The organism is Legionella steelei (assembly GCF_001468005.1).
GTDB lineage: Bacteria > Pseudomonadota > Gammaproteobacteria > Legionellales > Legionellaceae > Legionella > Legionella steelei.
On sequence record NZ_LNYY01000021.1, the window covers coordinates 843,431 to 870,275 of the forward strand.

Sequence of the window (26,845 nt, forward strand, 5' to 3'; positions counted from 1 at the left end):
CCGAAAGCGGCAAATGCCGCATTTCGGTTTTTTACTTCTTTTGTTACAACTATCCTAACAAGGAAAGAACAGATTGTGGCATTGAATTTGCTTGCGCCAACATTGCTGTTCCAGCTTGTTGCAGGATTTGGTTTTTAGTTAAACTAGCCATTTCTGCTGCATAATCGGTATCTTGAATACGGCTACGCGCAGCAGACATATTATCAGATACGTTTTGCAGATTATTTACTGTTGCATCAAGTCGGTTTTGCATCGCACCTAATGATGAACGGTTAGTCGTAATACTGTCCAAAGCAGCACCAATTCTCAATATGGCTTTTTCTGCACCAGCTTGAGTAGTGATATCAATTATATTAACCCCACTAGTGTCCACGCTCACACTAGATAAGCCAATATCTGTTGCTGTTCCGCCGACAGTAATGGCTTCTGCCGCACTCATAGTGATATTTCCACGTAAAGTTGTAGCAAATGCACCGCCAGTAACACTTAGTCCGTTTGTACCAGCTGTAAATCCAGTACCAGTTTCTGTTACGTCAATATTTCTTCCATCTGCTGCAGTTAAGGTCATACTACCGCCATTAAGTGTGGCTACCACACCAGTTTGTTGGCTTGAAGCATTAATTGCGTCTAAAAGCGAGTTGTTGCTTAATGCAGTAGACACGTCTTGGTTAATAAATATGTTAACTCCATTAATACTCAGGTTATAAGTATCGCCGGCTGCACCACCAATAGCCCCGACGGTTGCGCTGCCACTTGTTGAAGCAGTTACAGTTAGACCAGAAATACCTGCCGCGTTAAGTGCTGCTGCTTTAGCAAAAGCTGAAGTGCTGTCCTGGCTAGCTGCTGCACCGATATAGTTTGCAGAAGATCCAATGCTGACTGCTGCACTAGAGCCAAGAGCAATCGTAATATCACTTGCAGCATTACCGCTTACTGTAGTTCCTGTTTGGTAAGCAATATGACCTATATCAGCAGATGCAACACTGTTGATAGAAAATGTAATGGTCTCACCAGAGTTAGCACCGATTTGCAGTGAAGCATTGGTGTATGATCCGTTCAATATTGTTTGACCGTTGAATTGAGTATTGTGGGCAATATCGTCCATTTCACTCAAAAGGTTGTTCACTTCATTTTGTAACGCGTCACGGTTTGCTTGGCTGTAGGTTCCGTTTGCAGATTGAAGTGCTAATTCTCTCATGCGTTGTAAGAGGTCAGTTGACTCTTGCATTGCACCTTCAGCTACCTGTGCCAATGAAATACCGTCATTTGCGTTTTTCACTGCTTGGTCCATACCGCGAATCTGTGATGTCATATTTGTTGCAATTGCAAGACCTGCCGCATCATCTTTCGCACTATTAATTTTTAGACCAGATGATAATCTTTGTATCGCAGTAGCCATCGCGTCACTGGATTTAGATAAGTTACGCTGTGCAAGTAACGACGGTACGTTGGTATTAATAATTTGAGCCATAATTATAGTCTCCTCAGACCTGAATCCCTGGTTTGGGACATTTGTAATTGGCAAATTCCTTTTTACGCGTGAATTTACCGTACGCAAAAATGTTATCGGACAGAATGCGGAAAACTTTAGGCTTATCACTATTTTTTTTCAAAAATAGGGGAAATTTATTTATTAGAATTAATGAGTTGTATTTTTGTGCAATTTGGTATTTGGATGTCATCTTCTGTATGAGTTTACTAATGATTTAGCTAAAAATATGGGAAGGATTGAGCGTTAATCTGTTGTTTCTATGAATTTCTACTTTGTTGCTCTATAGGATTACTAAAAAAATACTTGGTCGATGCATAGCGAAAAAGTCCAACCATCTCAAATACAACTGGGAACTCTACGCGGTAGTGCTTTGTAGATCCCTCGTTGTGGTGGGAATTATGGCAAAGATATGGGTTAATCCGGGCTACCTAATGAGAAAAGCAGCAAGCCATCCTTGATATAGATTTAAGAATATTTTTTTCTGTGTATAATATTGTGATTCTATAATATTAGGTTCCAATTATGAGTTGGTTTAAAAAACTATTGCCTTCGAGAGTAAGTACTGATTCTTCCCAAAAAAAGGGAGTTCCTGAAGGTTTATGGCTTAAATGTTTAGGGTGTAATGAAGTTCTTTACAGTACTGAATTAGAAAGAAATTTAATGGTCTGCCCATCCTGTAATTTTCATCACAGGATATCAGCGCGTGTTCGAATTCAGCAATTTCTTGATGAAGGTGGTCAAGAAGAGATCGCTGCATCATTAGAACCCCAAGACCGATTAAAGTTTAGAGATTCAAAAAAATATAAAGACAGAATTTCACAAGCTCAAAAAGCAACTGGCGAGAAAGAGGCTTTGGTTATTGTCAAAGGAACTTTGTTGCAGCAGCCTGTGGTTGTTGGTTCTTTTGAATTCAATTTCATGGGTGGCTCCATGGGAGCGACAGTGGGGGAGAAATTTGTTCGGGCAGTTGAAACTGCGACAAAAGAACAACGTCCATATATTTGTTTTACTGCGAGTGGTGGTGCACGTATGCAAGAAGGATTGTTTTCCTTAATGCAAATGGCTAAAACTTCTGCAGCTCTTGCAAAATTTGCAAAGACAGGAATGCCCTTTATTGTTGTTCTAACTGATCCAACAATGGGTGGTGTTTCTGCAAGCTTTGCAAGCCTTGGTGACGTAATTATTGCTGAACCGAATGCATTAATTGGTTTTGCTGGTCCAAGAGTTATTGAGCAAACGGTAAGACAAACCTTACCCGAAGGCTTTCAGCGAAGTGAGTTTTTATTGGAACATGGACATATTGACATGATTCTCGAACGCAAAGATATCCGCCCAGTTGTTGCAGAGTTGATATCTAAATTAACGCGTAAAGGCTCAGGGGATTCAGTTGTCAAAACCGCATCCTATTAACCCACTTACAAAACGCACTGAAGAGAGCGAAGCACAAGACGATGCGGAGCGCAAAGACGGAATGTACGCTACAGTACATGAGGATTTGGGCAACGAATCGACGCAGCAGTTTTCCTCTTCAGTTGCGAATCAAAAGAAGTCTCTTGATGAATGGTTACATGATTTAGAAACTAGAAATACTCAAGAAATACAGCTTGGTTTGACTCGTATCTCGGAAGTTGCGAAAAAATTAGGCTTACATCATCCAGATTGTCCAGTGATTACGGTTGCTGGCACTAATGGAAAAGGTTCAACCGTAACTTCTCTTGAAACGATTTATCATGTTGCGGGATATAAGGTAGGTGCTTACACTTCACCACATCTTATTCAGTTTAATGAACGTATTCGTGTGAATTTATCTCCTATTGCTGATGATGATTTATGCCAGGCTTTTAGTATTATTGATGCAGCGCGCGAAAAAACCTCCCTGACTTATTTTGAAATGACTACTTTGGCCGCATTGTGGTATTTCAAAAAAATGGACTTAGATATTATTATTCTTGAAGTGGGACTGGGCGGGCGCTTGGATGCTACTAATATTGTTGATGCAGAATTATCTATAATTACTACGATTGATTTTGATCATCAGGACTATTTAGGTACTACGCTTGATGCGATTGGTTATGAGAAAGCAGGGATTCTCCGTCCTGGAAAGCCTTTTATTTATGCTGATATTAATCCGCCCTCGTCAATCACTAACGCTGCAATGCAACTTTCTGCACCTGCTTATTTTTACGGGCAGGGGTTTGTGATTCAGGAGCAAGACTCTGTCTGGAGTCTCCATTACAACGAACAGCTTACACTTACTTCAGTTTCTGGATTGCCTAAACCTTCAATACAATTGAAGTCAGCAGCTGCAGCAATTACTGCATGTCTGTTATTAGCGGATGTGCTACCGGTGGCGCATACTCATTTTCAAACTGCAATGCAGCGTATTTTTATTCCAGGTCGTTTGCAATTACATGAGGACACAGTAAGTATATTATTTGATGTATCTCATAATCCTCAATCAGTAAAGCTGCTCGCTGATACTTTACACAGATTGCAAAAAGCAAAAGTACATGCGGTATTTTCTGCTTTAAAAGATAAAGATATTTTGGGTTTGATTTTGCCATTAAAAGATTGCGTCGATTGTTGGTATCCTGCACAATTGGATGGCAAACGTGCTGCTACTGCAGATTGCTTGCTTACATTTTTTAAGGATGCAGAAATTCCTGTGGAAATTTGTTATAATAATCCACTTGTAGCTTTTGAAACTGCATTGAAACAAGCTAAACCTGGTGACTTAATTGTTATTTACGGGTCTTTTTTTACTGTGAGCCATGTTATGGCTAATAGGAGATTCAATGAAATTAGTAATTGATGAGAAGCTAAAGCATCGTTTAGTTGGTGTGGCTGTTGTTTTATCATTAGGAGCAATTTTCCTACCTGCGATGATGAAAAAGTCGAGTCAACGTCTTGAAAATAATTTTAGTGTCAACGTGCAGTTACCTCCCAAACCAACAACTCCTAATGTAGTGATGACTAATGAGAAGGAGATGTTTAAAACTATAAAAGTAGCTAAGATTGACACTCCTGATTTGAAACAGAAAAATTCTGATCTTGGTAAGGAAGATTTTATTCAATCCATTCAGGTAGCTGATAATGCAGTTGTGGATGCAGCTGTCCCTGTTGCTAAGGTAGTGTCAGCGCCTAAAGTTGACGCAATAGCAAAACCAATTGAGTTGGCTCTAAGTAATGCTGCAAATAACGTTGTAAAAAAACAAGCCAAAACTGTGGCTAAACCAGTTCAAGCGATTGCTCAAGTAAAAGCGAAGCCGATAAGCAAGCCAAATGTAGCCAAGGCAAATGTATCTACAATACGAAGTTTGAATAAAAAGGATATTTATGCTGTGCAACTGGCTTCATTTTCAAAGTTGACTAATGCCCAAGCTTTGGTTAATAAATTACACAGCAAAGGTTATAAAGCAAGTTATACCAAAATCGCTGGAAGACAAGGTACTATTTATAAGGTTTATGCAGGTCATTCACCGGTTAAAAGTGATGTGATGAAATTAAAAACTCAATTGGCAAGCGCCATGCAGTTGAATGGTTTTGTAGTCAATACCGGAGTTAGCTAATGCAATATCAATGGATTGATATCATTTTAGTCATAGTAATAGGGCTATCCACTATTACTGGTTTGCTCCGGGGATTTATTAAAGAGTTTATTGCCTTAGGAGTATGGATATTAGCTGTATGGGCTGGTTACCACTACTCGGGCGCTCTTAGCCCTTATCTGCAACCTTATATTCAAGATCCGACGGCTCGTAGCATAGCGGGTTTTGTTATTGTTGTTCTGGGCGTTTTAATTACTGGTGGTATTGCCAATGCGATACTCGGCCTCTTTTTAAGGGGAAGTGGCCTAGGGGCTATGGATAAAGTCTTAGGCGGCTTTTTTGGTTTCGCTCGTGGAGTTTTTATTATTTCCCTGGTCTTCTCAGTACTCAGTATGACTTCTTTGCCATATACTCAATATGTGCAAGGTTCCAGAGTTTATAATCAGCTACTACCGGTCATAAACTGGGTTTCGGGGTACTTACCGGGAATTATTAATAAAGCAAAACAAACAGTATCAGTCAACGAATCTTTTAAACTGATTGATATAGTCCCTGAGACTTAATGTATTCATAGACAATATATGGGAGCTTGTTTTTTACATCAGCTCCCTTTTTTATTTCTTCACGAACTGAAGTGGATGAAATTTCGTAAGTACCTGCATTAAATAAAAAAATACATCCAGCCTGAGTGCTTAAGAGTTCAATTTTACTCTTAATTTTATATTTTTCTAAAAAATTGTTCATTGTTTCTGGAAGGGAATGATTGTGGAACTCATCTCTATTGATTACCAACAAATTAGCTAAAGTAATAATTTTTTCCCATTGATACCATTGAGGTAGTGAGAGAAAAGCATCATACCCAATAATTAATGTTATGGATGAGTTAGGATATTCCATTCGGAAACTTTTTAATGTTTCAGCCATATAGGATGGAGTGTTACGCTCTATCTCGCGTAAATCGATCTTAAAGTCTGGTATGTTCTTTATTGCCAGCTTGACCATTTCTACTCTCTGTTCATTGCTGGCAAGCGTAGGAGGCTTTATCGTTGGTGTTTTGCAAGGAAGAAAAATATAAGAATCAAATTTAAAATGTGTTTGTATTGTTATACTGGTTTGTAAATGACCATTGTGTATGGGATCAAATGTACCGCCAAAAATAGCTATGCTGTGCATGCGTCACCTATTAAATTCCCCAAACATAGTGAAAGAGCTGCATTTTCTAAGGCGCCCCATACTTGAGTATTTAGATTCGATTTAATCCGTTCATCAATAGAATAACAGTATCGATGTAAGTGTTGTAAGGTGGCTTTATTGAGTCGGTTACAACATATTTTATAAAGGTTAACACGTTGAGGCCAAATTTTTAACTGGTTACACGCAGTCTGAAAATTTACTTGTTGCTCCATTAAATAGAGCAATTGCATAATTAATCTTATTTCTTGACTGATCATCCACAAGACTAGTGTTGCTTCAGTCTTATTATTTGCAGCATGACGTAAAATCTGAATCGTTTTATCTCCTTGGCCTAGCAAGCAGGCATCTATTAATTCAAAAAGATCATGATCACATTGATTGGATAAGTGCTCTAATACTTCTTGCGTATCTACTTTACAGCCAGAGGTTGAGGATAAAGCTATTTTTTCAATGACTTGAGAGCAAGCCAACATATTCCCTTGGGTGTATTGATGAATTAAATTGGGAACTTGCGGATCATAGCTCATCGAGTTTTTCTTTAACTGTGCAGCGATCCAACTGATGATTGCATCCGAATTAAGTGGATAGGCCAAAATAAGCGCGGCATGCTCCTGTGAAGACAACCATTGCAATTGCCTTGCCGGTATGTTGGGTGCTCGAATAACAATAAAACAGCGTGAATTTATCGAGCCAAGGTATTCAGTTAAAATCTTTTTTCCAGTAGCATCGATTGATTTTTTATCATAAAAAATATTTAAGAGTACTATCTCTGAAAATAAAGAATAACTGTTTGCTTCTTCTTTTACAGTATTCCAATCTTCTACTGATTGGATGGATATGATTTTTTCATCATAATGATGATTTTTTTTTATTGCTGATTTTATGGTAGTTAAAGAATCTTCCAGCAAGTAATTATCTTGTCCGATAATCATATAGAGCGGCGCAATTTTTTTTTGTACGTGCTGGGCAAGTAATTGTTGTTTGATTTGCATGATAATTTAACTTAAGTGTGTTCATATAAGATTGGATGAAGAGAAGCACGTAATCTAGTATCCATTGATACTAGTATGCCAATATCTCCTAAGTTACTTACTTTTCCCTCTTTAAGCTATCTTTTTTTCTCTAGTGGAGGAGGGGACAAATGACTCAGTCGATAAATCATTTGGGTTACTGCATCTTGCTTCATTTCTCCAATTAAAATACTTTCCTCGTCTTTAGAGCCAAGGATTCGGTCATTATTTAATGTAAGTTCACGAGAAATACTTATTTGACCAGGAACTCCTATAACTTGACCTGCACGTGTTTTCAGTGCAAATACTACAGTGAGGGTTAAAGTATATTGTCTGGGATTCGTGCTTGCTCCCACACTGATAATCTGTTGTTGTAGGCTCACTTCATTCACAATGAGCCAATATTGTGCATGAGAAGGATCTGAGTTAACTTGAATTTTTGCTCCATCGAGCCGGGATTCTAATATTGAGACAAACTGCTTGTCATTATTTTCAGAAATGATGGCCACGTTATTAAGCCAACTAGGTATACTGCTTACACCTCGCAGATGAAAACCACAAGCTGACAGTAATAATATGAGCAAAAAAGAAACGGTACCTCGTAATATTGAAAATAAATGGGTTTGTTGCTGTCCCGCAGCTTTTTTTTGTAGCAGATACGGGACATTAGATGAGCCAGAGCAATAATCCTTCATTAGCCAACAACCAAATTGATCAATTGTCTGTGTGCAACAACAATTGCTTTTTTTACTGTTTTATCGACAAGAAAATCTTTGGCATGTTGTTTTGCTGCAGCAACTAAAGTTTCCTCTGTAGCATCAACACTGGCGGTAAATTGGGCTCTTAATTTTCCATTAACCTGAACCACATAATCTACTTCATCAGTTTTTAAAGCACCTTTATCTACTCTCGGCCAATTAGCATCAATAATTGCTTTTTCAAAGCCTAATTGTTGCCATATGTGGTGTGCGATATGAGGTGTTATAGGCGCTAATAATCGCAACAGGATACTTAGGCTGGAATGAATAAAGAATTTATCTTCTTCCGTTTCTATAGCGTAATTAGATATTTCATTGAACAGTTTCATGCATCCTGAAACCACGGTATTGAACTGGTTCCGATCATAATCGTGAGTTGCTTGTGCAAGGATTTGATGTACAACATGACGTGATTTCTTTAAACGACTTTCAGCTTGTTGCCAGTTCACATGTCCATTACCACTTAGAATGATATCATTTACTTCCATGAACATATTTTGATGTTGATGAGCAAAAGTCCAAATTCGTTTTAGAAAGCGATGAGCACCTTCTACTGCTGCATCTGACCATTCTAAAGATTGTTCAGGAGGGGCCGCAAACATAACAAATAATCGGGCTGTATCCGCACCATAGGTATCAATCAGATGATTGGGGTCGACAACATTACCTACGGATTTTGACATTTTATGTCCGTCTTTTAAAACCATGCCTTGTGTTAATAGAGCTTTAAATGGTTCGTCTGAATTTACTAAACCTTCATCACGCATTAATTTATGGAAAAAGCGGGCATAAAGTAAATGCATTACTGCATGTTCAATACCACCAACATATTGGTCTACAGGAGTCCAATATTTTGCGCGGTCATCAAGCATTGCATTTTCCTGCCCTTTACATGCAAAACGAGCATAATACCAAGAGGATTCAACAAAAGTATCAAACGTATCTGTTTCACGAGTTGCATCCTGGCCACATTTCGGACAGCTAACATTGACGAATTCTGGGCATTGAGCTAATGGTGAGCCGGCTCCAGTAAATATTACGTTTTCTGGAAGGACTACGGGGAGCTCTTCATCAGGAACGGGCACGGTACCACATTGTTCACATAAAATCATGGGAATAGGAGTACCCCAGTATCGTTGTCTCGATACACCCCAGTCACGTAACCTATAGTTAATTGTTGCTTTACCTGCTTCGTGTTCTTCAAGGAAATTGGTTATAGTCTCTATTGCTTGAGTAGAGCTTAATCCATCAAACTGGCCTGAATGAATCAGTGTACCTTCCCCAGTGTAGGCAGATGCATTGAAGTCGTGTTTTACGTCATTTGCAGGCTTAATGACTTCTTTAATAGGTAATTGGTATTTGTGTGCAAATTCCCAGTCTCTTTGATCGTGTGCAGGTACTGACATTACAGCACCTGAGCCGTATTGCATGAGTACAAAATTTGCAACCCATATAGGCAGCTCTTCGCCGGTCACGGGATGGATTGCTGTCATGCCTGTAGCTACACCTCGTTTTTCCATGGTAGCTAGTTCTGCTTCAGCCATTTTGGTGCCTTGACAGCTGTCAATAAATTCTTTGACATCCTGACGATTACTTGCTGCTTCTTTAGCGATGGGGTGATCTGTTGCTACTGCAAGATAGGTTGCGCCCATTAAAGTATCAGGTCGTGTTGTGTATATTTTTAATCGTTTAGGATAATTATTGACGTTAAAATGAATTTCAGTACCGGTGGAACGACCAATCCAATTGCGTTGCATTTGTTTTACTTGCGCGGGCCATTCGTCCAAAGTATCCAGTGAGCTAAGTAATTCATCCGCATAAGCAGTAATTTTAATAAACCATTGAGAAATTTCTTTGCGCTCAACAAGTGCACCCGAGCGCCAGCCACGCCCATCAACGACTTGTTCATTTGCTAAAACAGTTTGATCTACAGGATCCCAATTTACTACGGCATTTTTTTTGTAGACTAAACCTTTCTCGAATAAGCGAATGAAAAACCACTGTTCCCATCGATAATATTCAGGTGCACAAGTACAAATTTCACGTCTCCAATCATAAGCATTGCCTAGACGTAAAAATTGCTTTTTCATAGACTCTATATTTTTTTTAGTCCATTCAGCGGGTGGAATTCCGTTTTTGATGGCCGCATTTTCAGCGGGCAAACCAAATGCATCCCAACCTATTGGTTGAAGCACATTTTTGCCCAAAGCACGTTGATAACGAGCAATAACGTCTCCAATGGTATAGTTGCGAACATGCCCCATGTGTAATGTTCCACTTGGGTAGGGGAACATGGATAAACAATAAAATTTCTCTCTGTTTAAATCTTCTGAAACATTAAATGATTGTTTTTTATGCCAATACTGTTGAGCTTGTTCCTCAACTTCTTGTGGTATATAGGTATTATCCATAGTCCAATTTTTTTAAGTGACTCTAAATCGCTAAGGATAACTCCTCTTGTGTCTGCCAGCAATAGATTATTACCGGAATAAGCGACGAAGTTGAATAAAAAGTATAAAAACAAGGAAAATTGTGCAAAAAATGAGGGATGGGTACTCATGCCAAATAATCCATGGGGTCAAACCTTCTGCCGGAAAGACACTGCTTTCTAGGAGGCCAGGACTAAAAGGAGGAAGGCTTTCTATTATGTCCCCATTGGCATCAATGACTGATGATAGACCATCGTTATTAACGACTACTTGATATCTCCCTGTAAGTAGAGAAAGAATTTGCGCCATTTGTAATTGTTGGTAACTAGCCAGTGAATGCCCAAACCAGCCATTGTCACTGATTGAAACGATCCATTGGGCTTGGGGCATTTGTTCACGCAATATATTGGGATATGCAATCTCATAACAAATGAGGCTTGCTATTGGATGGTTTTCAATGCGAATTAGAGATTGTTTTCTTTTTCCTGGCAACAAATTAGGTTCTGGTAAGTTCAACCAATGATTAATCGTCACCAGAGGTTTGGGAATGTATTCTCCAAAAGGAACTAGATGACGTTTGAGTTTTTTCCCTTTTGCTTGCCCGAGTGTAATGACTGAGTTGTAGTAATTTGTTTCTGAATCATTTGTAGGTTGTAAAATACCTAACATAAGCGCACTTTTTGCCTTTAATGCTTTGTTATTCAGTTTAAGTAAATATTTATCCAAATAGCTTGCGGGTAGCGGTATGGCTGACTCAGGCAAAATAATTAATTGTTTTCCCAAAAGTTTATTAATTGAGTTTTCATAATATTTTAGTAAGTTCCAAAATAAGGCTTCATCCCATTTATCGCGCATGGATAAATTGGCTTGTACGGCACCAATACTAATTGGTTCTTTTTTGACTCGTGACCATGAAATGTTTTTGCACAACATCGGGCCGATAAGAATCAGTACAATGGTGATTAAATAATAGTAACGATTGGCTGAGTTTTGTGTCACGGCTAAAGTGAGTAATGCCGCAATAAGGACACATACTAAACTTAATCCATAAACTCCTAGAATAGGTGCGATGTATTTTATTGGTGTATCAATGAGTGGTGTGCCTACTGATAGCCAGGGAAATCCAGTAAATAATGTAGCACGACAATATTCACTCAAACACCATAAGACACAAAATAGAGTTAAAGACACCAGTTTGCGATTTTTGAACTCTAGTAATTTATATAGATAAGCTACTAGAGCAGGGAAGAGTGCAAGGTACATAATGAAAATTAATGTAATTAACCCGGCAAGAAAATAATTGAGTTGTCCATAGTCATGGATACTGACTATGACCCAAGAAACCCCAAATCCAAAATAACCCATCCCATAAAAAAATCCTAAAGAAAAACCTTGTTTTCTAGAGCAATTTTGGAGGCTTGAATAGAGAAATGCCAAACTTAAAAGTATCAACCCTGGTATGTGAAAAGGTGCAAAACCAAAAGGCGCTATCAGTCCTGCCATGAACACAAAAAAATATTTAATATAGCCAAGATGAATGGAGGAATTCAATGAAATAGGATTGGCTAAAGCGGTTGGCTTCATGGGTTATGAATAAATTATAAAACGATAAGATAATGGAGTCCTCTATTTAGGTCAAGAATTAGTGAGTTATTTTAGCAATTAATCCTTATCGTTCAATGAAAAGCCATATTTGCTGTATATTGAACGATACTCAATAGTATGCATCTCAAGTAAGTTATTTTATTTTTTCAGCACATAAGTCCCTGGAGCATCGCAAATTACGCTTATATTTTTTTCAGGGTTACCTAGCTTAGGTGGTTTCTTTTTGGAGCCTGAGTAATCTGCAAGCCATTTTTCCCATGTGGGCCACCAAGAATCTTTAAAGTGAGGGGCTCTTTCTAACCAAATGTCAGGGGCCAAATGTTTCTCATTTCTTTTATGAGTTAGTATTTGATAACTTCGTCCAGGCTCACCGGGCACATTAACAATCCCAGTATTATGGCCTGCGTTAGTTAACACAAAAGTAATCTCGCTATCAGTAAAGTAATGAATTTTATAAACGGACTTCCATGGCGCAATGTGATCCTTTATGGTACTTACTGAAAAAATTGGGAGCTGTATGTCAGCAAGATTTATATTATTATTAAGAATCTTAAAACGTCCTTCAACTAAGTCATTGTTTAAAAACAAATGGCGCAAATACTCACTATGCATTTTATAGGGCATTCTTGTGGTATCATAATCCCATGCCATCAAATCATTTACTGTTTGTCGTTTGCCCAGCAAATAATCATAAACAGCGCGCGACCAAATCAAATCTATGGACCGTAACATACTAAATGCACCGGCCATTTGCGATCCGTCTAAATAACCTTTTTCCCACATGATGTCTTCAATGTAGGTAAGCTGGTTTTCGTCAATAAATAGCTGCAGTTCGCCGGCATCCTCAAAGTCGGTTTGTGAGGCAAACAGCGTCATTGTTTTTAATCGATTATCATTATTAGCGGCCATTTGTGCAGCAACCATAGTTAATAAGGTTCCTCCAATACAATAGCCTACAGTATGAATTTTTTGTTGTGGAATAATTTGGTTTATTGTTTTTAAAGCATCCATCACTCCAAGTTGTGCATAATCAGAAAAATCCAAGTCTCTATCTTCAGAGGTTGGGTTTTTCCAGGAGATTATAAATACGGTATGTCCTTTATCTACTAAGTATTTAACCATGGAATTATTTGGCGAAAGATCAAGTATGTAATACTTCATGATCCATGCAGGAACGATCAAAATAGGCTCTGGATGAACGGTAGGTGTTGTTGGTTCGTATTGGATAAGTTCAATTAAACGATTCCTGTAAATAACTTTTCCTGGAGTTACCGCAATATTCTCTCCAACTTTATATTTTTCACTGCCTGCAGGCGGGGTGTTATTCAGTTCCCGAGTAATGTCTTCAAGAAAATTATTCCATCCTTTGATAAAATTCATGCCTCCTTCATTCATTGTTGTCGTGATTACTTCGGGGTTCATTGCAGGAACATTTGAGGGGGCAAAAATATCCAAAACTTGGCGCGTGACAAAATTAACAATATTTTCATGATGTTTGGAAACACCACGAAGATGTGTCGTTGCATCGTTCCACCATTCTTCGGTTAATAAAAATGACTGGGTATAGATATTGAATGGAAACTTTGCCCACAGCTCATTTTGGAAGCGATGATCTGTTTGACGTACCTCAACACAAGGTGCACATTTATCTTGGGTTTGTTGGTGGATGTATTGTAATAAATGCCCAAGTTTTTTGAGTGCGTTTTTATTTAAATCGGCTCGTTTTGCCGGTGAGAAATATAAATAGATTAACCAATCTGCAAAAGACATCAGGAGTGTTCCGGGCGACGTCCAGTTGCTCAATTGACTGATTGTCGCGTGGAATAATCTATCAAAACTAAGTCCTTCGTAGTCCCCTTGTTCTGACTCAGATGATCTGAGGTTCCGTATATTTTCAACGGATTTTGGATGATTTTTTTTTGATTTATTCATGACAAGTTCCTTTTGCCAAATCCAAGAATAGATTAAATGTAACAGTTCCCAACATTATGGATCAAAAATTGGAATAACTCGATTTAAAAAAGCATTTTGAACTTTTTAGGTATGAGATTAGCGAATACTCGGGTTGTATACAAATTGTTAGATTGAACCAGAATGCTGGGTTTTAGAGCACCTAAATGCAGTATACACCTGATATTTACATAGTGGCATGCATAAAAAATCAGCATTTTTTCAAGGTAGTAGAATTGTAAACAGCCACTATCCAATTCCTAATATTTTGTGTAGGATGATCGCGTTTTATAATGGAGAGGGATTAAATGTATAATGTAATGATTACTGGTGCAGGGAAAATTGGTAGCTTAATCGCTTGTTTATTATCAGACAGCGGTTCTTACCAGGTCCATTTAGTTGATATCGATTTTAATGGATCAGATGTAAAAAGGCTGTTGGAAGCGGTACCCCAAATTAAAACAGTAGCCTTAGATGTATGTGATAAACAGTCAACTCAAGCTTACATGGAAAAGCATAATATTGTTGCTGTTATCTCAAGCCTTCCTTATTTTTTAAATACCTATGTTGCTGAAGCTGCAAAAGCTGCAAAAGCACATTATTTTGATCTCACAGAAGATACAGCAGTTACAGAAGCAGTAAAGGCGATAGCTCTTGATGCAGAAACTGCATTTGTGCCTCAATGTGGATTAGCTCCTGGATTTATCAGTATCGCAGCAAATAGTCTCATGCAGGAGTTTGAAGAGAACTACCATGTGAAATTACGTGTAGGCGCACTACCGCAAAATGCAAACAATGCACTCCAATATTCATTAACTTGGTCTACTGATGGGGTGATCAATGAATACGGTAACCCTTGTTATGCAATTAAATACGGAAAAGCAGTCACTTTGGCGCCTTTAGAAGGATTAGAAACGATCCAAATTGATGGTTGTGAATACGAAGCGTTTAATACCTCTGGTGGACTGGGAAGTTTGGCGGAGATGCATGCGGGTAAAGTACAAACCATGAATTATAAAACAATGCGTTATCCAGGCCATTGTTCAAAGATGCGCTTATTAATGAACGACTTGCGATTAAATCAAGACAGGCCTACTTTAAAACGCATTTTGGAAAACGCTATTCCCAAAACTTATCAAGATCTTGTTATTGTTTATGTTTCCGTTGAAGGAATGAAGCGTGGTGAGTTGACGGAAAAAAATTACGTGAAAAAGATTTATCCTGCGGAAATTCGTGGTTTGGAATGGTCTGCAATTCAAATCAGTACTGCCTCCGGTGTTTGTGCTGTGGTGGATTTGGTATTGGGGCAATCTAATGAATATAAAGGCCTGGTCTTACAGGAAAAATTCCACTTGTCTGCCGTGTTAGAAAATCGCTTTGGCCGTTACTACGCGTAACCTGGAATGTCGTTTACTGTTCCCGGGTTCGTAGAGTTCCCGGGTTACTATGGAGATAATGAATGGACATATTAAAACGTTTGAAAATTCATGCAGTTAATCCAGGTGCCTATAGTGGTCAGGGTTGGCAAAGTGGAGTTCATGAACATAAATTAATCTCTTGTAATCCTGCAAATGGTGAAAAGCTTGCCGAAATAGCAACCTGCACTATGAAAGATTATGAAGAGGTAATGACTCGTGCTCAGCATGCAGCCCATGAATGGAGAAAAGTTCCTGCTCCTAAAAGAGGTGAAATAATAAGACAAATTGGTCAAGCCTTACGTGAGCATAAAGATGCCTTAGGTAGTTTGGTTTCTTTAGAAATGGGTAAGTCCAAGCAAGAAGGGGATGGTGAAGTTCAGGAAATGATTGATATAGCTGATTTTGCAGTAGGTCAATCACGAATGTTGTATGGTAACACAATGCATTCTGAGCGTCCCCAGCACAGAATGTATGAGCAATGGCATCCATATGGCATTGTCGGGGTTATTTCAGCATTTAATTTCCCAGTTGCAGTTTGGTCTTGGAATGCTTTTCTTGCTGCGATTTGTGGTAACGTCACTGTGTGGAAACCTTCAGCAAAGACGCCTTTGTGTGCTGTAGCAGTGCAACATATTTGCAATGATGTGTTACGAGCGAATGATTGTCCTGAAATATTTAGTTTAGTTATTCCATCTGACCATGATGTAGTTGAAGCGCTTGTTAATGATCAACGTATCCCTCTTATTTCTTTTACTGGTTCAACAGCTGTAGGTAAGCAAGTTGCTGCAAAAGTTGCATCCCGATTAGGAAAGACTATTTTAGAGTTAGGGGGCAATAATGCGATAATTCTTGATGAGTCCGCCGATTTCCATTTAGCAATTCCAGGGATTGTTTTTGGAGCAGTAGGTACAGCCGGACAACGATGCACTTCTACACGTCGCTTATTTGTCCACCATGCTAAGTATGATTATGTTGTTGAGCGTTTATGTTTTGCCTATGAGCAAATAACAATTGGTGATCCTTTAGATAAGGTGAATTTGATGGGGCCTCTGATTGATAAACAAGCGGTAGATCAATTTAATCGAGCAATCGTTCGCATCAAAGAAGCAGGGGGACGAATCGTCTTTGGTGGTGAAACAGTGCCTCAACCAGGCTTTTTTGTACAACCTACTTTAGTATGTGATGTGAAAAATCATTGGGATATTGTGCAAGAAGAAACATTTGCGCCTATTTTATATGTTATGCCTTTTCAAACAATTGATGAGGCGATTGCTTTACAAAATCATGTACCTCAGGGTTTATCTTCAGCCATGTTTACCCAAAATTTAAAAAATGCAGAACATTTTTTAAGTGCTTGGGGAAGTGATTGTGGTATAGCCAATATTAATATAGGTACTTCAGGTGCTGAAATTGGCGGTGCATTTGGTGGAGAAAAAGAAACAGGCGGTGGTCGTGAATCTGGATCTGACTCTTGGAAAGCATACATGCGTCGACAAACCAATACGATAAACTGGGGAAATGAATTACCTTTAGCCCAAGGCATTCGTTTTGATTTGGTATAGTTGAAATTATAACTGCGCGAAGTATGGAGCTTGTTTCCATTCTGGCTCAAGATGGTAGAAATGTAAACAGGCCTTAAATTGTAGCCTGGGTGAAGCGAAGCGTAACCCGGGTTGTTTTGCACAATAAGAAACCCGGGTTACGCTTCGCTTCACCCAGGCTACTTTTTAATTAACGAGGAAAAAGAAATGCAGGGACCTTTTTTTATAAAAAAAGTTGCAGTTCTGGGAGCCGGTGTTATGGGAGCACAGATTGCTGCGCACTGTGTTAACGCAGGTATTGAAACCTTACTCTATGATTTGGCATCCAAAGAAGGAAACCCAAATGCATTGATCGATAAAGCAATAGCTAACTTGGGTAAGCTAAAACCTGCTCCGCTTGCAACAGCCCAAACTGCGGCGTTATTACAAGCACGTAACTACGAACAAAACCTCGCTGATTTATCTTCATGCGATTTAGTTATCGAAGCAATTGCTGAGCGCCTGGATTGGAAAGAAGACTTATACAAGCGTATTTCTCCATTTTTAGCAGAACACTCTATTTTAGTGAGTAACACATCGGGCTTAAGCATTAACTCTTTATGCTCCGTTTTACCTGAAGTGCATAGGAAAAATTTTTGTGGCGTTCACTTCTTTAATCCTCCGCGCTATATGCATCTTGCCGAGCTTATCCCTGCCAAAACTACGAATAAGGAATTAGTCGATCATTTGGAGACTTGGTTAACACGTTATTTGGGTAAAGGAGTCGTGCGTGCCAAAGATACACCTAATTTTATTGGTAATCGTATAGGTGTATTTTCACTTTTAACAACCCTGCATCATGCTGTTGCTATGGACATGGGATTGGACGAAGTGGATGCATTAACCGGCCCATTGTTGGGAAGACCTAAGTCAGCAACTTTTCGTACTATGGATGTTGTTGGCCTTGACACCATGCAACATGTAATCCATACCATGCAGCAACAGTTGCAAGATGATCCGTGGTATCACAGCTTTAAACTTCCTGAATGGCTTACTACTCTTATTAAAGAGGGGCATTTAGGGCAAAAAACTGGCCAAGGTATTTATAGAAAAAATGGCAAGATTATTGAGGTTTATGATATTAAATCTACAACATATCGGCCAGCACAACCTGTTGTGCATGATGATTTAAAAGCCATTATGGGTGAGTCTAATCCTGCTGTACGCATGCAAAAGCTGATCACTTCGGATAACAAACAAGCGCAATTTTTGGCTGCCTGCTTCAGAGATTTATTTCATTATTGTGCATATCACCTTGAAGCCATTGCGGACAATGTTCGAGACGTTGATTTGGCGATACGTTGGGGTTTTGGTTGGATGCAAGGCCCATTTGAAACATGGCAATTAGCTGACTTAACCAAGATGACACAGTATATTAACCAGGCTATAAAGGAAAAGTCATCACTGAGCACAGCACCATTACCTGGATGGCTTTTCGAAATCGATGCTTTCTATACGGAACAAGGTGCATACTCCCCGCAAATGAGTGCTTATCAGCCTCGAAGTCAATTGCCTGTTTACAAGCGTCAATTTTTTACTGACCGTGTTATTAAAGAAATAGCTCATCCTACGCCAGTAATTTTTGAAAATGAGGGTGTTCGCTTATGGCATTTACAAGATGATGTCGCTGTAGTGAGCTTTAAAAGCAAGGCGAACACAATTGGGCAATCAGTACTTGATGGACTGGAAGCTGCGATTGAAACTGCAGAGAAACAATGCCGAGGATTGATCATTTATCAACAAGACGCGAACAATTTCTGTTCCGGGGCTGATTTACGAGGTGTCTTAAATTTAATCAAAGACAATAAAATGCAAGCTTTGGACGATATGATTGCCCAATTTCAACGTGTGGCTTTACGTTTGAAATACAGTCCTATACCAACAGTAGCAGCTCTGAGAGGACGTGCTCTCGGTGGCGGTTGCGAATTAATGATGCATTGTGATGCGGTAATTGCTGCTTTTGAAGCTTATCCGGGACTGGTTGAGTTTGGGGTTGGATTGATACCCGCTGGTGGCGGATGCAAAGAAATGGCAATGCGAGCCGCACATCTGGCTCCTAAAGGCGATTTGATGACAGTACTTCAGAGTTACTACCAACAAATTGCTACTGCACAAGTTGCAGGTTCCGCTGCTGATGCAATGCAGATGGGGTATTTACGCAGTACAGACAGTTATGTGATGCATGCTGATGAAGTGCTCTATGTTGCCTTGGCCAAGATTAATTTGATGCATGCAGAAAATTATCTGCCTCCTTTAAAGAAACAGTTTCAAATCGCTGGAATTGAAGGTAAAGCACGATTACAAGCTGGTTTAGTGAATTGGTTGGAAGGTGGTTTTATTTCTCAACATGATTATTTCATTGCTACGGAGTTGGCGGCAGTGCTTTGTGGCGGCAATCTCAATCAAAATACTTTTGTTGATGAACATTGGATGCTCAAATTAGAGCGCGAAGCCTTTATAACCCTTGCTGCATCACCATTAACTCAAGCACGGATTAGTCATTTATTAGAGACTGGCAAGCCGTTACGTAATTAAGGGAGATTAAAAAATGACTAATGTATATATAGTTGACGTATTACGTACTCCTGTTGGTAAAGCACCACGTGGTGTATTTAAGAATACTTTACCTGATGATTTATTAGCGCATGTGATCAGAAATTTAATGGAGCGCAATCCATCAGTGGATCAGCAGGAAATAGGAGATATTGCAATAGGTTGTGCAATGCCTGAAGCAGAGCAAGGTATGAATGTGGCACGTATTGCAGCATTACTTGCTGATTTACCGCAATCTGTTCCAGCAATGACAATTAATCGTTTTTGTTCTTCTGGAGTACAAAGTATTGCTACAGCTGCAGAGACCATACGTTGTGGAGATATACACTTAGCACTTGCCGGTGGTGTTGAAAGTATGTCCATGGTACCTTTAGGTGGAAATAAATACACAGCAAACCCTGTTATATTTAATAATGAAGACGTTGCGATCGCATACGGCATGGGGATTACTGCAGAAAATGTTGCAAAACGTTGGGAAATTACCCGAGAGCAACAAGATGAGTTTGCTGCTGAAAGTCATAAAAAAGCTGTAGCGGCACAACAACGTGGTGACTTTAAAGCGGAAATTAGTCCTGTGGAAATTACGATAAGACAGGCTGACTTAGCGAATGCCTCAACTTCAGTAAAGAAAAAATGGGTCAATGATGATGAAGGACCACGGGCAGATACTTCATACGAGGTCATTTCTAAATTAAAACCTGTTTTTGCCATGAAGGGAACAGTTACTGCAGGAAATAGTTCACAAACCAGTGATGGAGCTGGCATTGCTTTACTAGCCAGCGAACACGCTTTGCGCCAATACAATTTAAAACCGCTCGGACGATTGTTGAGCTACGCTGTAGCTGGTGTTCCACCTGAAATTATGGGGATTGGTCCCATCAAGGCGATCCCTATTGCCTTAAAGCGAGCAGGTATTACGTTAGATCAGCTTGATTGGATAGAGCTAAATGAGGCTTTTGCCGCCCAAGCATTAGCAGTGATTAAAGATCTTGATTTACCTCGAAGCAAGGTAAATCCTTTAGGTGGCGCTATTGCCCTGGGACATCCCTTAGGTGCTACAGGAGCGATAAGAACCGCTACTTTATTGCATGGTTTAAGAAGAACTAAAGGACGATATGGTATGGTAACCATGTGTATTGGTACAGGCATGGGAGCTGCTGCAATATTTGAGGCTTTATAGTAGGGTAGTTGTACTACCACTACAAAATTAATATTTAAACGAAGGTTGAGCCAAGGCCCAACCTTCGTTTATTGTCTCGTGAAGGCTATGCAATTTCATGTACAGTTATCAAAGGAGCTTGAAAGACAGCTTGCTCTCTTAAACACACGTTGTAAAGAAAAGATTTTTAAATAAGACGTTGCTTAGTTTTTATCGCGGAATATGATACGGCCTTTAGTTAAGTCATAAGGCGTTAGCTCAACTTTAACTTTATCACCAGTCAAAATTCTAATGTAATTTTTACGCATACGACCAGAAATGTGGGCAGTGATAACATGTCCATTTTCTAATTCAACACGAAACATGGTGTTGGGTAGGGTATCTATAACGGTACCAGCCATTTCTATATGATCTTCTTTTGCCATAGGTCTCTCAGTGATGTACCAGAATTTATAATGATTATTGGGTATAGCGTGTATACTGCACTAAAATGAAGAAAATGGCAATGTAAGCATGTCAAAATTTAACTGTTATATCATTGATCCTTGACATTTTATGGAAACTATTTATTAAGATAAGTTTGAACCTAATGCTTTATTGATATTTAGGTGTCATGGTTGTTATAAATGCATCGCCGACATAGTCCGAAAAGTGCTTCTCTTTACTTGCTTGCGTATGATGCGGCCTAATAAGTCCTCTCAGATCAAAGTGTTCTTCTTCTTTTAAGTAATGACTTAACATCTTAATTTGCTCTGGGGCGGCTTTTTGGTCAAACAGAGTTTTTGCTGTATCGGCAAAACTTTGTATTTCCTTATCAAATTTGGCTTTGTCATGCATATATTTTGCTTTTACCTCTAGTGTATCAGTCAAGGCAGGTTCTTTAGGAGGCTTAGGAACCATTTTCCAACCATCGTGGGTTAAACCAAATCGGAGATTTTTTACCATATCCTGTTCTTGTGAGTAGTAGGAAACTTTCATGAATCCTAGAAAATGATCATCTTCTCTAATTAAAAAAACAGCTTTAGTTTCTTTTTTTTTGGCATCGTTGTTTTCTAAAACTACATGTAATTGATCGTTTTTAATTTTTCTGAAGATAACAGGAACCTTTGACTCTGGTTTTGATTCCATAGGGAAATACTCCGGCTTGTTTAATACAAACATTAACATTCCTTCAGATCATAATAGGCTAGAATGATAATGTACGACTCATATCGTATAATAATAGTACAATGTTATTGCTATTTGAAATATTAGAAGATGTTCCATAAACCGTGTTTTGTAGGATGTTGTAATGACAGGTGCAACATGTGAAGAAATTCTCTGCGCTCAATAATCTTAGCACCCAAACTTTGCAAATGATGTGTGGGAATTTGGCAATCGATAAAATCAAAGTTCCATTCTGCCAGTGTTTTACATAAATAGTAAAAAGCAATTTTTGATGCATCGGTCATCTTATGGAACATGGATTCGCCAAAGAAGGCACGGCCTAAGCTGAGCCCATACAGGCCTCCAACAAGTTCATTTTCATACCACACTTCGAAAGAATGTGCATAACCCATTCTATGCAAATGAGTATATGCCTCAATCATCTCTTGAGTTATCCATGTATTATTAATTCGGCCAGGGTTGGTAGCACATGCCATAATGACTTGACTAAATGCAGTATCCATCGTGAACTTAAAAGGTTTCTTTAATGACTTTTGCAAACTATGCGATATATTGAATTCAGTAGGGAGTAATATAAGTCTTGGATTTGGAGACCACCAAAGAATAGGTGTTCCTGGTTCGTACCAGGGAAAAACTCCTTGGCTATAAGCCTGAAGTATACGTTGAGGAGTTAAATCACCTCCAATGAATAATAAACCTTGATTATCACTAGTTTCAGGATTTGGAAAGGAGTAGTTTTCATTATAACTCAATACAATCTCCTAGATTTATCTGGAATTTTTTCTCTCACAGAGCATTATTCTATTCTACAATTATTATAAACAAGATTTGGAGGAAGCAATTGGATTATTTGTATAGTTTGGGGAATATTTTAATCCTTCTCAGTCTGTGCTTCAGGAAAGTACTGTTTATTCGTACCATATTTGTATTATCTGATTTATCGTTTTTGCTTTATGGGGCATTAGCTAATGTTCCTCCTGTTGCTTATTGGGGAATTGCGTCATTAGTCATTAATTTCGTACAGATTGGTATTTTGTTAAGAGATATGATCCCTAGAGATTTGCCTTATGATTTGCAACAAATAAAAGATTTATTTTTTTCAAGTATGCAAACGAGTGATTTTGTACGTCTGATTAAATTAAGTTATCGAGGGACTTCCAGTAATCAAGAAATACTACTTAAGGGAAGTCCTGTAGAAAACCTAATGTTGATTACTAAAGGGAAGGTCTATATTGAAGTAGAGGGGGGAATTCTTGAGCTAGGTCCCTATCACTTTATTGGTGAGATGAGTTATTTTCGAGATGGGAAAGCAAGTACTACAATCCATGCACATGAGCCTGTAGATTATTTATATTGGCGTTATACTGATTTGCATCGCTTACAAGAAAAAAAACCGCCTTTATTTATGAAAATGGTTGAGGCTATGGGTAAGGATATTATGCTGAAAATGCTTAGCCAACAAAAAGCACCTCCAGAGTCATCGGCATCGCAACCCGAGGGATAAATTTTATTCTTGGCAGAACCTGGGTTTCGCTGTGCTTCACCCAGGCTACATACGTTGTTTCTATACTTTACCTAAATTCAAATCCAAATACTGTTCTGCATCAAGAGCAGCCATGCAACCAAAGCCGGCAGAGGTAATTGCTTGTCGATATACATGGTCAGCCACATCACCACAAGCAAAGACTCCTGGAATGGACGTGCTGGTTGCCATCCCCTCTAGCCCCGATTTAATCGAAATATAACCATTATTCATGAGAAGCTGGTCTTTAAATAAATCGGTATTAGGTGTATGTCCAATAGCAATGAATACGCCATCTACATCTAATAATTCTTTTGTATCATTTTGTACATTGCGAATTAAAGCACCAGTGACTTTTTTATCATCGCCAATCACTTCATCCAGAGTAGAGTTCCATATAACTTTAATGTTGCCATTGCGTGTTTTTTCAAACAGTTTATCCTGAAGGATTTTCTCTGCGCGTAGACTGTCTCGTCGATGTACTAAAGTCACAGTGGAGGCAAGATTTGATAAATAGAGTGCTTCTTCAACTGCAGTATTTCCTCCACCAATAACACAAACTGCTTTATTACGGTAAAAAAAGCCATCGCAGGTGGCACAGGCAGAAACGCCTCGACCTTGATAAGCTGATTCTGATTCCAATCCCAGGTAACGTGCAGAAGCGCCTGTTGCAATGATCAGCGCATCACAAGTATAAGTTTCGGTATCACCGTGAAGAGTAAATGGTGCTTGTTTTAAATTCGCTTTAACAATATGATCAAAAATGATTTGGGTTTCAAAGCGTTCTGCATGTTTTTGCATTCGCTCCATTAGGGCAGGGCCTTGTAACCCCTCAATGTCTCCAGGCCAGTTATCAACATCTGTGGTGGTCGTTAGTTGACCTCCAGGTTGCATTCCAGTAATTAAAACTGGATGAAGATTGGCTCTTGCGGCATAGACCGCAGCGGTGTAACCTGCTGGTCCTGAACCTAATATAATTAAGCGATGATGATTGCTTGAGCTCATTGTCTCTGCCTTCCTTAATATTTTAATATTTTGTGTTAAGATGGCGAATATTATGACAAAAACAAAGATATGAAAATACCTATGGAAAAACAACAGTCAGGAAAAAAAGCGAGAGGTTCTAAAAATCATATGCCTAACTATGTTGTAAAGCGGCTTAGTGAGGGTAGTTTTATACTCATTTTAACAAGTGCTCTTTTTGTGCTCTTGTCATTATTCACTTATAAAATCAGCGATCCTGGATTGTCACATGCTTCAAGAGCTGGGGCCATTATTGCGAATTCAGGGGGGCAAGTAGGTGCTTATATTGCGGATGCACTTTATTTTGTATTTGGATATTTTGCATATTTGGTACCGATGGCTTTTGTTTATATCTCCTGGGCGTTATTACAAGATTTACGTGCTTTAAAGAGCCTTGATCAACGTGTTTTACTGCTTCGTTCCGTTGGTTTAATGCTTATGTTTGCTGGAGGATGTGGCTTACTAAGTCTTGAGGCTGAAATGAATCAATTGGACTCCATCCATGGCGCCGGAGGATTTATTGGGCAAGCTGTTGGTGGGGGTTGGTACCAAATGCTCAATTTGCATGGCGCAAGCTTAGTTTTATTAGCGATGCTTTTGGTGGGTACTACCTGGCTGACTGGTTTGTCATGGATAAAGGCGACCGAGCTGATTGGTTATTATACTCTATTCGTAGTGAATTACATTTCTAAAGCAGTGCAGAAAACGGCCTTTTTGATTAAGGCATTTACTGAGCGAACTAAGTCAAATGAGGTTACACCCCCCCCCAAAATGCCTCGAGAAAAACCTGCCCCTAAATTATTTAAGTCAAGAGCAGAAAAAGAGCAGGAGGTGAGTATAGCCCCTCCTGCGTTAATTACTCATGAGATAAAACCTGAAATTGTCAAACCAGTTCCAGTTAAAGAAGTAAAAGAAATTCGTATTCCTAAAGTAAGCATCTCAGGTGATTTGCCCTCTTTAACTTTGCTAGACAAAGGTGAGCCGGGTAAACCTATGGGGGGATATACACACCAAGAGTTGGAGAATGTATCACGAGAGGTAGAGCAACACTTACTCGATTTTGGTATCCAAGCGGGTGTAGTAGCAGTGCATCCAGGACCTGTAGTAACCCGTTTCGAATTACAATTGGCTGCAGGTATCAAAGTGAGCAAGCTGACTGCTTTGGCTAAAGATCTAGCTCGTTCGTTATCTGTAATTTCAGTACGTGTTGTCGAAGTAATCCCAGGTAAGACTGTAGTGGGTTTGGAGCTGCCAAATCATTCACGAGAAGTTGTTCGACTTTCGGATGTTTTATTGGCCGATGTATATCAGCAGGCTCATTCGCCAATTACTTTGGCTCTGGGTGTGGACATTGCTGGCCATCCTGTAGTTGTTGACTTAGCAAAAATGCCTCATTTATTGGTCGCAGGGACAACTGGATCTGGTAAGTCAGTTGGTATTAATGCCATGATTTTAAGTATTTTGTTTAAGGCAACTCCTGACCAGGTACGCCTAATTATGGTTGACCCTAAGATGTTGGAATTATCTGTTTATGATGGCATTCCACATTTATTAACTCCTGTTGTTACCGATATGAAAGAGGCCGCCAGTGCTTTGCGTTGGTGTGTTGAAGAAATGGAGCGTCGTTATAAATTGATGGCTGCTTTAGGGGTAAGAAACTTGGCAGGTTTTAATAGCAAAATCGCCGAAGGGATCAGTAATGGTCAACCCATCGTTAATCCTTTATGGAAGCCCGTTGATTCAATGGATGAAACAGCTCCAGAGTTGGAACTATTACCATACATTGTCGTCGTCATTGATGAGCTGGCTGATATGATGATGGTTGTGGGCAAGAAGGTAGAGCAGTTAATCGCACGCATCGCTCAAAAGGCACGTGCTGCGGGAATTCATATGATTCTAGCGACCCAAAGACCTTCGGTAGATGTTTTGACTGGGTTAATTAAATCAAATATTCCGACACGAATTTCATTCCAAGTTTCGTCAAAAATTGATTCTCGTACTATATTAGATCAACAAGGTGCTGAACAATTATTAGGGCATGGAGACATGCTGTATTTGGCACCGGGAAGTGGGGCGCCTTTACGAGTTCATGGTGCTTTTGTTGATGATAAAGAAGTGCATCGCATTGCGGATGATTGGCGTGCTCGTGGAGCGCCTGATTATATTGATGATATTTTAAAGCTGACTGGGGATGGAAATGAGGGTGGTTCTGATGAGGATGGACAATCTGCCGAGGATGATGATCCTCTTTATGATCAAGCTGTAGAGTTCGTTATTCAAACACGTAAAGCCAGTATTTCTGCTGTACAGCGACGTCTAAAAATAGGCTACAACCGTGCAGCACGAATGGTTGAAGAAATGGAACGAACAGGAATTGTAGGTCCACTAGATGGTGGTTATCGAGATGTCTTAGTGTCATCTGTGACGGAGGATTAAT

The 26,845-nt window shown here is 39.2% G+C and carries 21 protein-coding genes; 10 read left to right on the forward strand and 11 right to left on the reverse strand.

Features of this window, described 5'->3' with window-relative positions; all coding sequences use genetic code 11:
• Positions 1-49 precede the first annotated feature (49 nt).
• On the reverse strand, positions 50-1,471 hold the full coding sequence (locus Lste_RS18265) for a flagellin N-terminal helical domain-containing protein (RefSeq protein ID WP_058512402.1): 1,422 nt from the start codon (positions 1,469-1,471) through the stop codon (positions 50-52).
• Between the two features lie 543 nt (positions 1,472-2,014).
• Between Lste_RS18265 and accD the strand changes: the two genes are divergently transcribed.
• Genes accD through Lste_RS18285 form a run of 4 tightly spaced genes read left to right on the forward strand, consistent with a single transcriptional unit; the run spans position 2,015 to position 5,603 of the window.
• A complete protein-coding gene (gene accD / locus Lste_RS18270; protein ID WP_058512403.1) occupies positions 2,015-2,902 on the forward strand; it encodes an acetyl-CoA carboxylase, carboxyltransferase subunit beta in 888 nt (295 codons plus the stop codon).
• Positions 2,880-4,304, forward strand: a complete 1,425-nt coding sequence (gene folC, locus Lste_RS18275) for a bifunctional tetrahydrofolate synthase/dihydrofolate synthase (RefSeq protein ID WP_237760527.1) — start codon at positions 2,880-2,882, stop codon at positions 4,302-4,304. The genes accD and folC overlap by 23 nt, the downstream gene beginning before the upstream one ends.
• Positions 4,288-5,061 (forward strand): SPOR domain-containing protein, encoded by a 774-nt coding sequence (locus tag Lste_RS18280; RefSeq protein ID WP_058512404.1) that lies wholly within the window; start codon positions 4,288-4,290, stop codon positions 5,059-5,061. The genes folC and Lste_RS18280 overlap by 17 nt, the downstream gene beginning before the upstream one ends.
• Positions 5,061-5,603, forward strand: coding sequence for a CvpA family protein (locus Lste_RS18285; protein ID WP_058512405.1), 543 nt, complete (start codon positions 5,061-5,063; stop codon positions 5,601-5,603). The genes Lste_RS18280 and Lste_RS18285 overlap by 1 nt, the downstream gene beginning before the upstream one ends.
• Here Lste_RS18285 and nadD read toward each other — a convergent pair.
• The 6 genes from nadD to Lste_RS18315 form a co-directional block, all read right to left on the reverse strand.
• A complete protein-coding gene (gene nadD / locus Lste_RS18290; RefSeq protein WP_058512406.1) occupies positions 5,572-6,213 on the reverse strand; it encodes a nicotinate-nucleotide adenylyltransferase in 642 nt (213 codons plus the stop codon). The two genes, Lste_RS18285 and nadD, sit on opposite strands and share 32 nt — an antisense overlap.
• The gene (holA, locus tag Lste_RS18295; protein WP_058512407.1) at positions 6,201-7,226 is read right to left on the reverse strand and encodes a DNA polymerase III subunit delta; all 1,026 of its coding nucleotides are present in this window, start codon (positions 7,224-7,226) and stop codon (positions 6,201-6,203) included. The genes nadD and holA overlap by 13 nt, the downstream gene beginning before the upstream one ends.
• Before the next feature lie 116 nt (positions 7,227-7,342).
• On the reverse strand, positions 7,343-7,939 hold the full coding sequence (locus tag Lste_RS18300) for an LPS-assembly lipoprotein LptE (RefSeq protein ID WP_058512408.1): 597 nt from the start codon (positions 7,937-7,939) through the stop codon (positions 7,343-7,345).
• Complete coding sequence (gene leuS, locus Lste_RS18305; RefSeq protein ID WP_058512409.1) at positions 7,939-10,413, reverse strand: leucine--tRNA ligase; 2,475 nt, start codon at positions 10,411-10,413, stop codon at positions 7,939-7,941. Before leuS ends, Lste_RS18300 begins: the two co-directional genes overlap by 1 nt.
• Positions 10,414-10,482: 69 nt before the next feature.
• Positions 10,483-12,015, reverse strand: coding sequence for an apolipoprotein N-acyltransferase (lnt, locus tag Lste_RS18310; protein ID WP_058512410.1), 1,533 nt, complete (start codon positions 12,013-12,015; stop codon positions 10,483-10,485).
• Between the two features lie 159 nt (positions 12,016-12,174).
• Positions 12,175-13,968, reverse strand: a complete 1,794-nt coding sequence (locus tag Lste_RS18315; RefSeq protein WP_058512411.1) for a PHA/PHB synthase family protein — start codon at positions 13,966-13,968, stop codon at positions 12,175-12,177.
• A 326-nt stretch (positions 13,969-14,294) separates the two neighbouring features.
• On the opposite strand from Lste_RS18315, the gene Lste_RS18320 reads away from it, so the two are divergent.
• From Lste_RS18320 to Lste_RS18335, 4 genes are all read left to right on the forward strand, one after another.
• A complete protein-coding gene (locus Lste_RS18320) occupies positions 14,295-15,383 on the forward strand; it encodes a saccharopine dehydrogenase family protein (protein WP_058512412.1) in 1,089 nt (362 codons plus the stop codon).
• A gap of 62 nt (positions 15,384-15,445) precedes the next feature.
• On the forward strand, positions 15,446-16,966 hold the full coding sequence (gene amaB / locus Lste_RS18325) for an L-piperidine-6-carboxylate dehydrogenase (RefSeq protein ID WP_058512413.1): 1,521 nt from the start codon (positions 15,446-15,448) through the stop codon (positions 16,964-16,966).
• Between the two features lie 186 nt (positions 16,967-17,152).
• Positions 17,153-19,519: a 3-hydroxyacyl-CoA dehydrogenase/enoyl-CoA hydratase family protein gene (locus Lste_RS18330; protein WP_058512414.1), complete on the forward strand. Its 2,367-nt coding sequence runs from the start codon at positions 17,153-17,155 to the stop codon at positions 19,517-19,519.
• A gap of 13 nt (positions 19,520-19,532) precedes the next feature.
• Positions 19,533-20,717: an acetyl-CoA C-acyltransferase gene (locus tag Lste_RS18335; protein ID WP_058512415.1), complete on the forward strand. Its 1,185-nt coding sequence runs from the start codon at positions 19,533-19,535 to the stop codon at positions 20,715-20,717.
• Between the two features lie 182 nt (positions 20,718-20,899).
• Here Lste_RS18335 and infA read toward each other — a convergent pair whose 3' ends face one another.
• The 3 genes from infA to aat all read right to left on the reverse strand — a co-directional run bounded on the left by infA (position 20,900) and on the right by aat (position 22,615).
• Positions 20,900-21,121: a translation initiation factor IF-1 gene (infA, locus tag Lste_RS18340; protein ID WP_019233117.1), complete on the reverse strand. Its 222-nt coding sequence runs from the start codon at positions 21,119-21,121 to the stop codon at positions 20,900-20,902.
• 169 nt (positions 21,122-21,290) lie between these two features.
• Positions 21,291-21,857 carry a hypothetical protein gene (locus tag Lste_RS18345; RefSeq protein ID WP_237760528.1) on the reverse strand — a complete coding sequence of 189 codons (567 nt, stop codon included), beginning with the start codon at positions 21,855-21,857 and terminating at the stop codon, positions 21,291-21,293.
• A gap of 89 nt (positions 21,858-21,946) precedes the next feature.
• Entirely contained in the window at positions 21,947-22,615 is a 669-nt protein-coding gene (gene aat, locus Lste_RS18350; protein WP_058512416.1) for a leucyl/phenylalanyl-tRNA--protein transferase, read from the reverse strand.
• 89 nt (positions 22,616-22,704) lie between these two features.
• Between aat and Lste_RS18355 the strand changes: the two genes are divergently transcribed.
• The gene (locus Lste_RS18355; RefSeq protein WP_058512417.1) at positions 22,705-23,367 is read left to right on the forward strand and encodes a cyclic nucleotide-binding domain-containing protein; all 663 of its coding nucleotides are present in this window, start codon (positions 22,705-22,707) and stop codon (positions 23,365-23,367) included.
• A gap of 60 nt (positions 23,368-23,427) precedes the next feature.
• Here the strand turns inward: Lste_RS18355 and trxB are convergent, their stop codons facing one another.
• Positions 23,428-24,390 carry a thioredoxin-disulfide reductase gene (trxB, locus tag Lste_RS18360; RefSeq protein WP_058512418.1) on the reverse strand — a complete coding sequence of 321 codons (963 nt, stop codon included), beginning with the start codon at positions 24,388-24,390 and terminating at the stop codon, positions 23,428-23,430.
• 81 nt (positions 24,391-24,471) lie between these two features.
• Here trxB and Lste_RS18365 point away from each other — a divergent pair, with 81 nt between their 5' ends.
• Positions 24,472-26,844 carry a DNA translocase FtsK gene (locus Lste_RS18365; RefSeq protein ID WP_058512419.1) on the forward strand — a complete coding sequence of 791 codons (2,373 nt, stop codon included), beginning with the start codon at positions 24,472-24,474 and terminating at the stop codon, positions 26,842-26,844.
• Position 26,845: the final 1 nt, after the last annotated feature.

What these genes read in the sequence shown, in the direction of transcription:
- Lste_RS18265 (WP_058512402.1), bottom strand. Translation starts at nt 1,471, where the DNA reads ATGGCTCAAATTATTAATACCAACGTACCGTCGTTACTTGCACAGCGT.
- accD (WP_058512403.1), top strand. Translation starts at nt 2,015, where the DNA reads ATGAGTTGGTTTAAAAAACTATTGCCTTCGAGAGTAAGTACTGATTCT.
- Lste_RS18280 (WP_058512404.1), top strand. Translation starts at nt 4,288, where the DNA reads ATGAAATTAGTAATTGATGAGAAGCTAAAGCATCGTTTAGTTGGTGTG.
- Lste_RS18285 (WP_058512405.1), top strand. Translation starts at nt 5,061, where the DNA reads ATGCAATATCAATGGATTGATATCATTTTAGTCATAGTAATAGGGCTA.
- nadD (WP_058512406.1), bottom strand. Translation starts at nt 6,213, where the DNA reads ATGCACAGCATAGCTATTTTTGGCGGTACATTTGATCCCATACACAAT.
- holA (WP_058512407.1), bottom strand. Translation starts at nt 7,226, where the DNA reads ATGCAAATCAAACAACAATTACTTGCCCAGCACGTACAAAAAAAAATT.
- Lste_RS18300 (WP_058512408.1), bottom strand. Translation starts at nt 7,939, where the DNA reads ATGAAGGATTATTGCTCTGGCTCATCTAATGTCCCGTATCTGCTACAA.
- leuS (WP_058512409.1), bottom strand. Translation starts at nt 10,413, where the DNA reads ATGGATAATACCTATATACCACAAGAAGTTGAGGAACAAGCTCAACAG.
- lnt (WP_058512410.1), bottom strand. Translation starts at nt 12,015, where the DNA reads ATGAAGCCAACCGCTTTAGCCAATCCTATTTCATTGAATTCCTCCATT.
- Lste_RS18315 (WP_058512411.1), bottom strand. Translation starts at nt 13,968, where the DNA reads ATGAATAAATCAAAAAAAAATCATCCAAAATCCGTTGAAAATATACGG.
- Lste_RS18320 (WP_058512412.1), top strand. Translation starts at nt 14,295, where the DNA reads ATGTATAATGTAATGATTACTGGTGCAGGGAAAATTGGTAGCTTAATC.
- amaB (WP_058512413.1), top strand. Translation starts at nt 15,446, where the DNA reads ATGGACATATTAAAACGTTTGAAAATTCATGCAGTTAATCCAGGTGCC.
- Lste_RS18330 (WP_058512414.1), top strand. Translation starts at nt 17,153, where the DNA reads ATGCAGGGACCTTTTTTTATAAAAAAAGTTGCAGTTCTGGGAGCCGGT.
- Lste_RS18335 (WP_058512415.1), top strand. Translation starts at nt 19,533, where the DNA reads ATGACTAATGTATATATAGTTGACGTATTACGTACTCCTGTTGGTAAA.
- infA (WP_019233117.1), bottom strand. Translation starts at nt 21,121, where the DNA reads ATGGCAAAAGAAGATCATATAGAAATGGCTGGTACCGTTATAGATACC.
- Lste_RS18345 (WP_237760528.1), bottom strand. Translation starts at nt 21,857, where the DNA reads ATGTTTGTATTAAACAAGCCGGAGTATTTCCCTATGGAATCAAAACCA.
- trxB (WP_058512418.1), bottom strand. Translation starts at nt 24,390, where the DNA reads ATGAGCTCAAGCAATCATCATCGCTTAATTATATTAGGTTCAGGACCA.
- Lste_RS18365 (WP_058512419.1), top strand. Translation starts at nt 24,472, where the DNA reads ATGGAAAAACAACAGTCAGGAAAAAAAGCGAGAGGTTCTAAAAATCAT.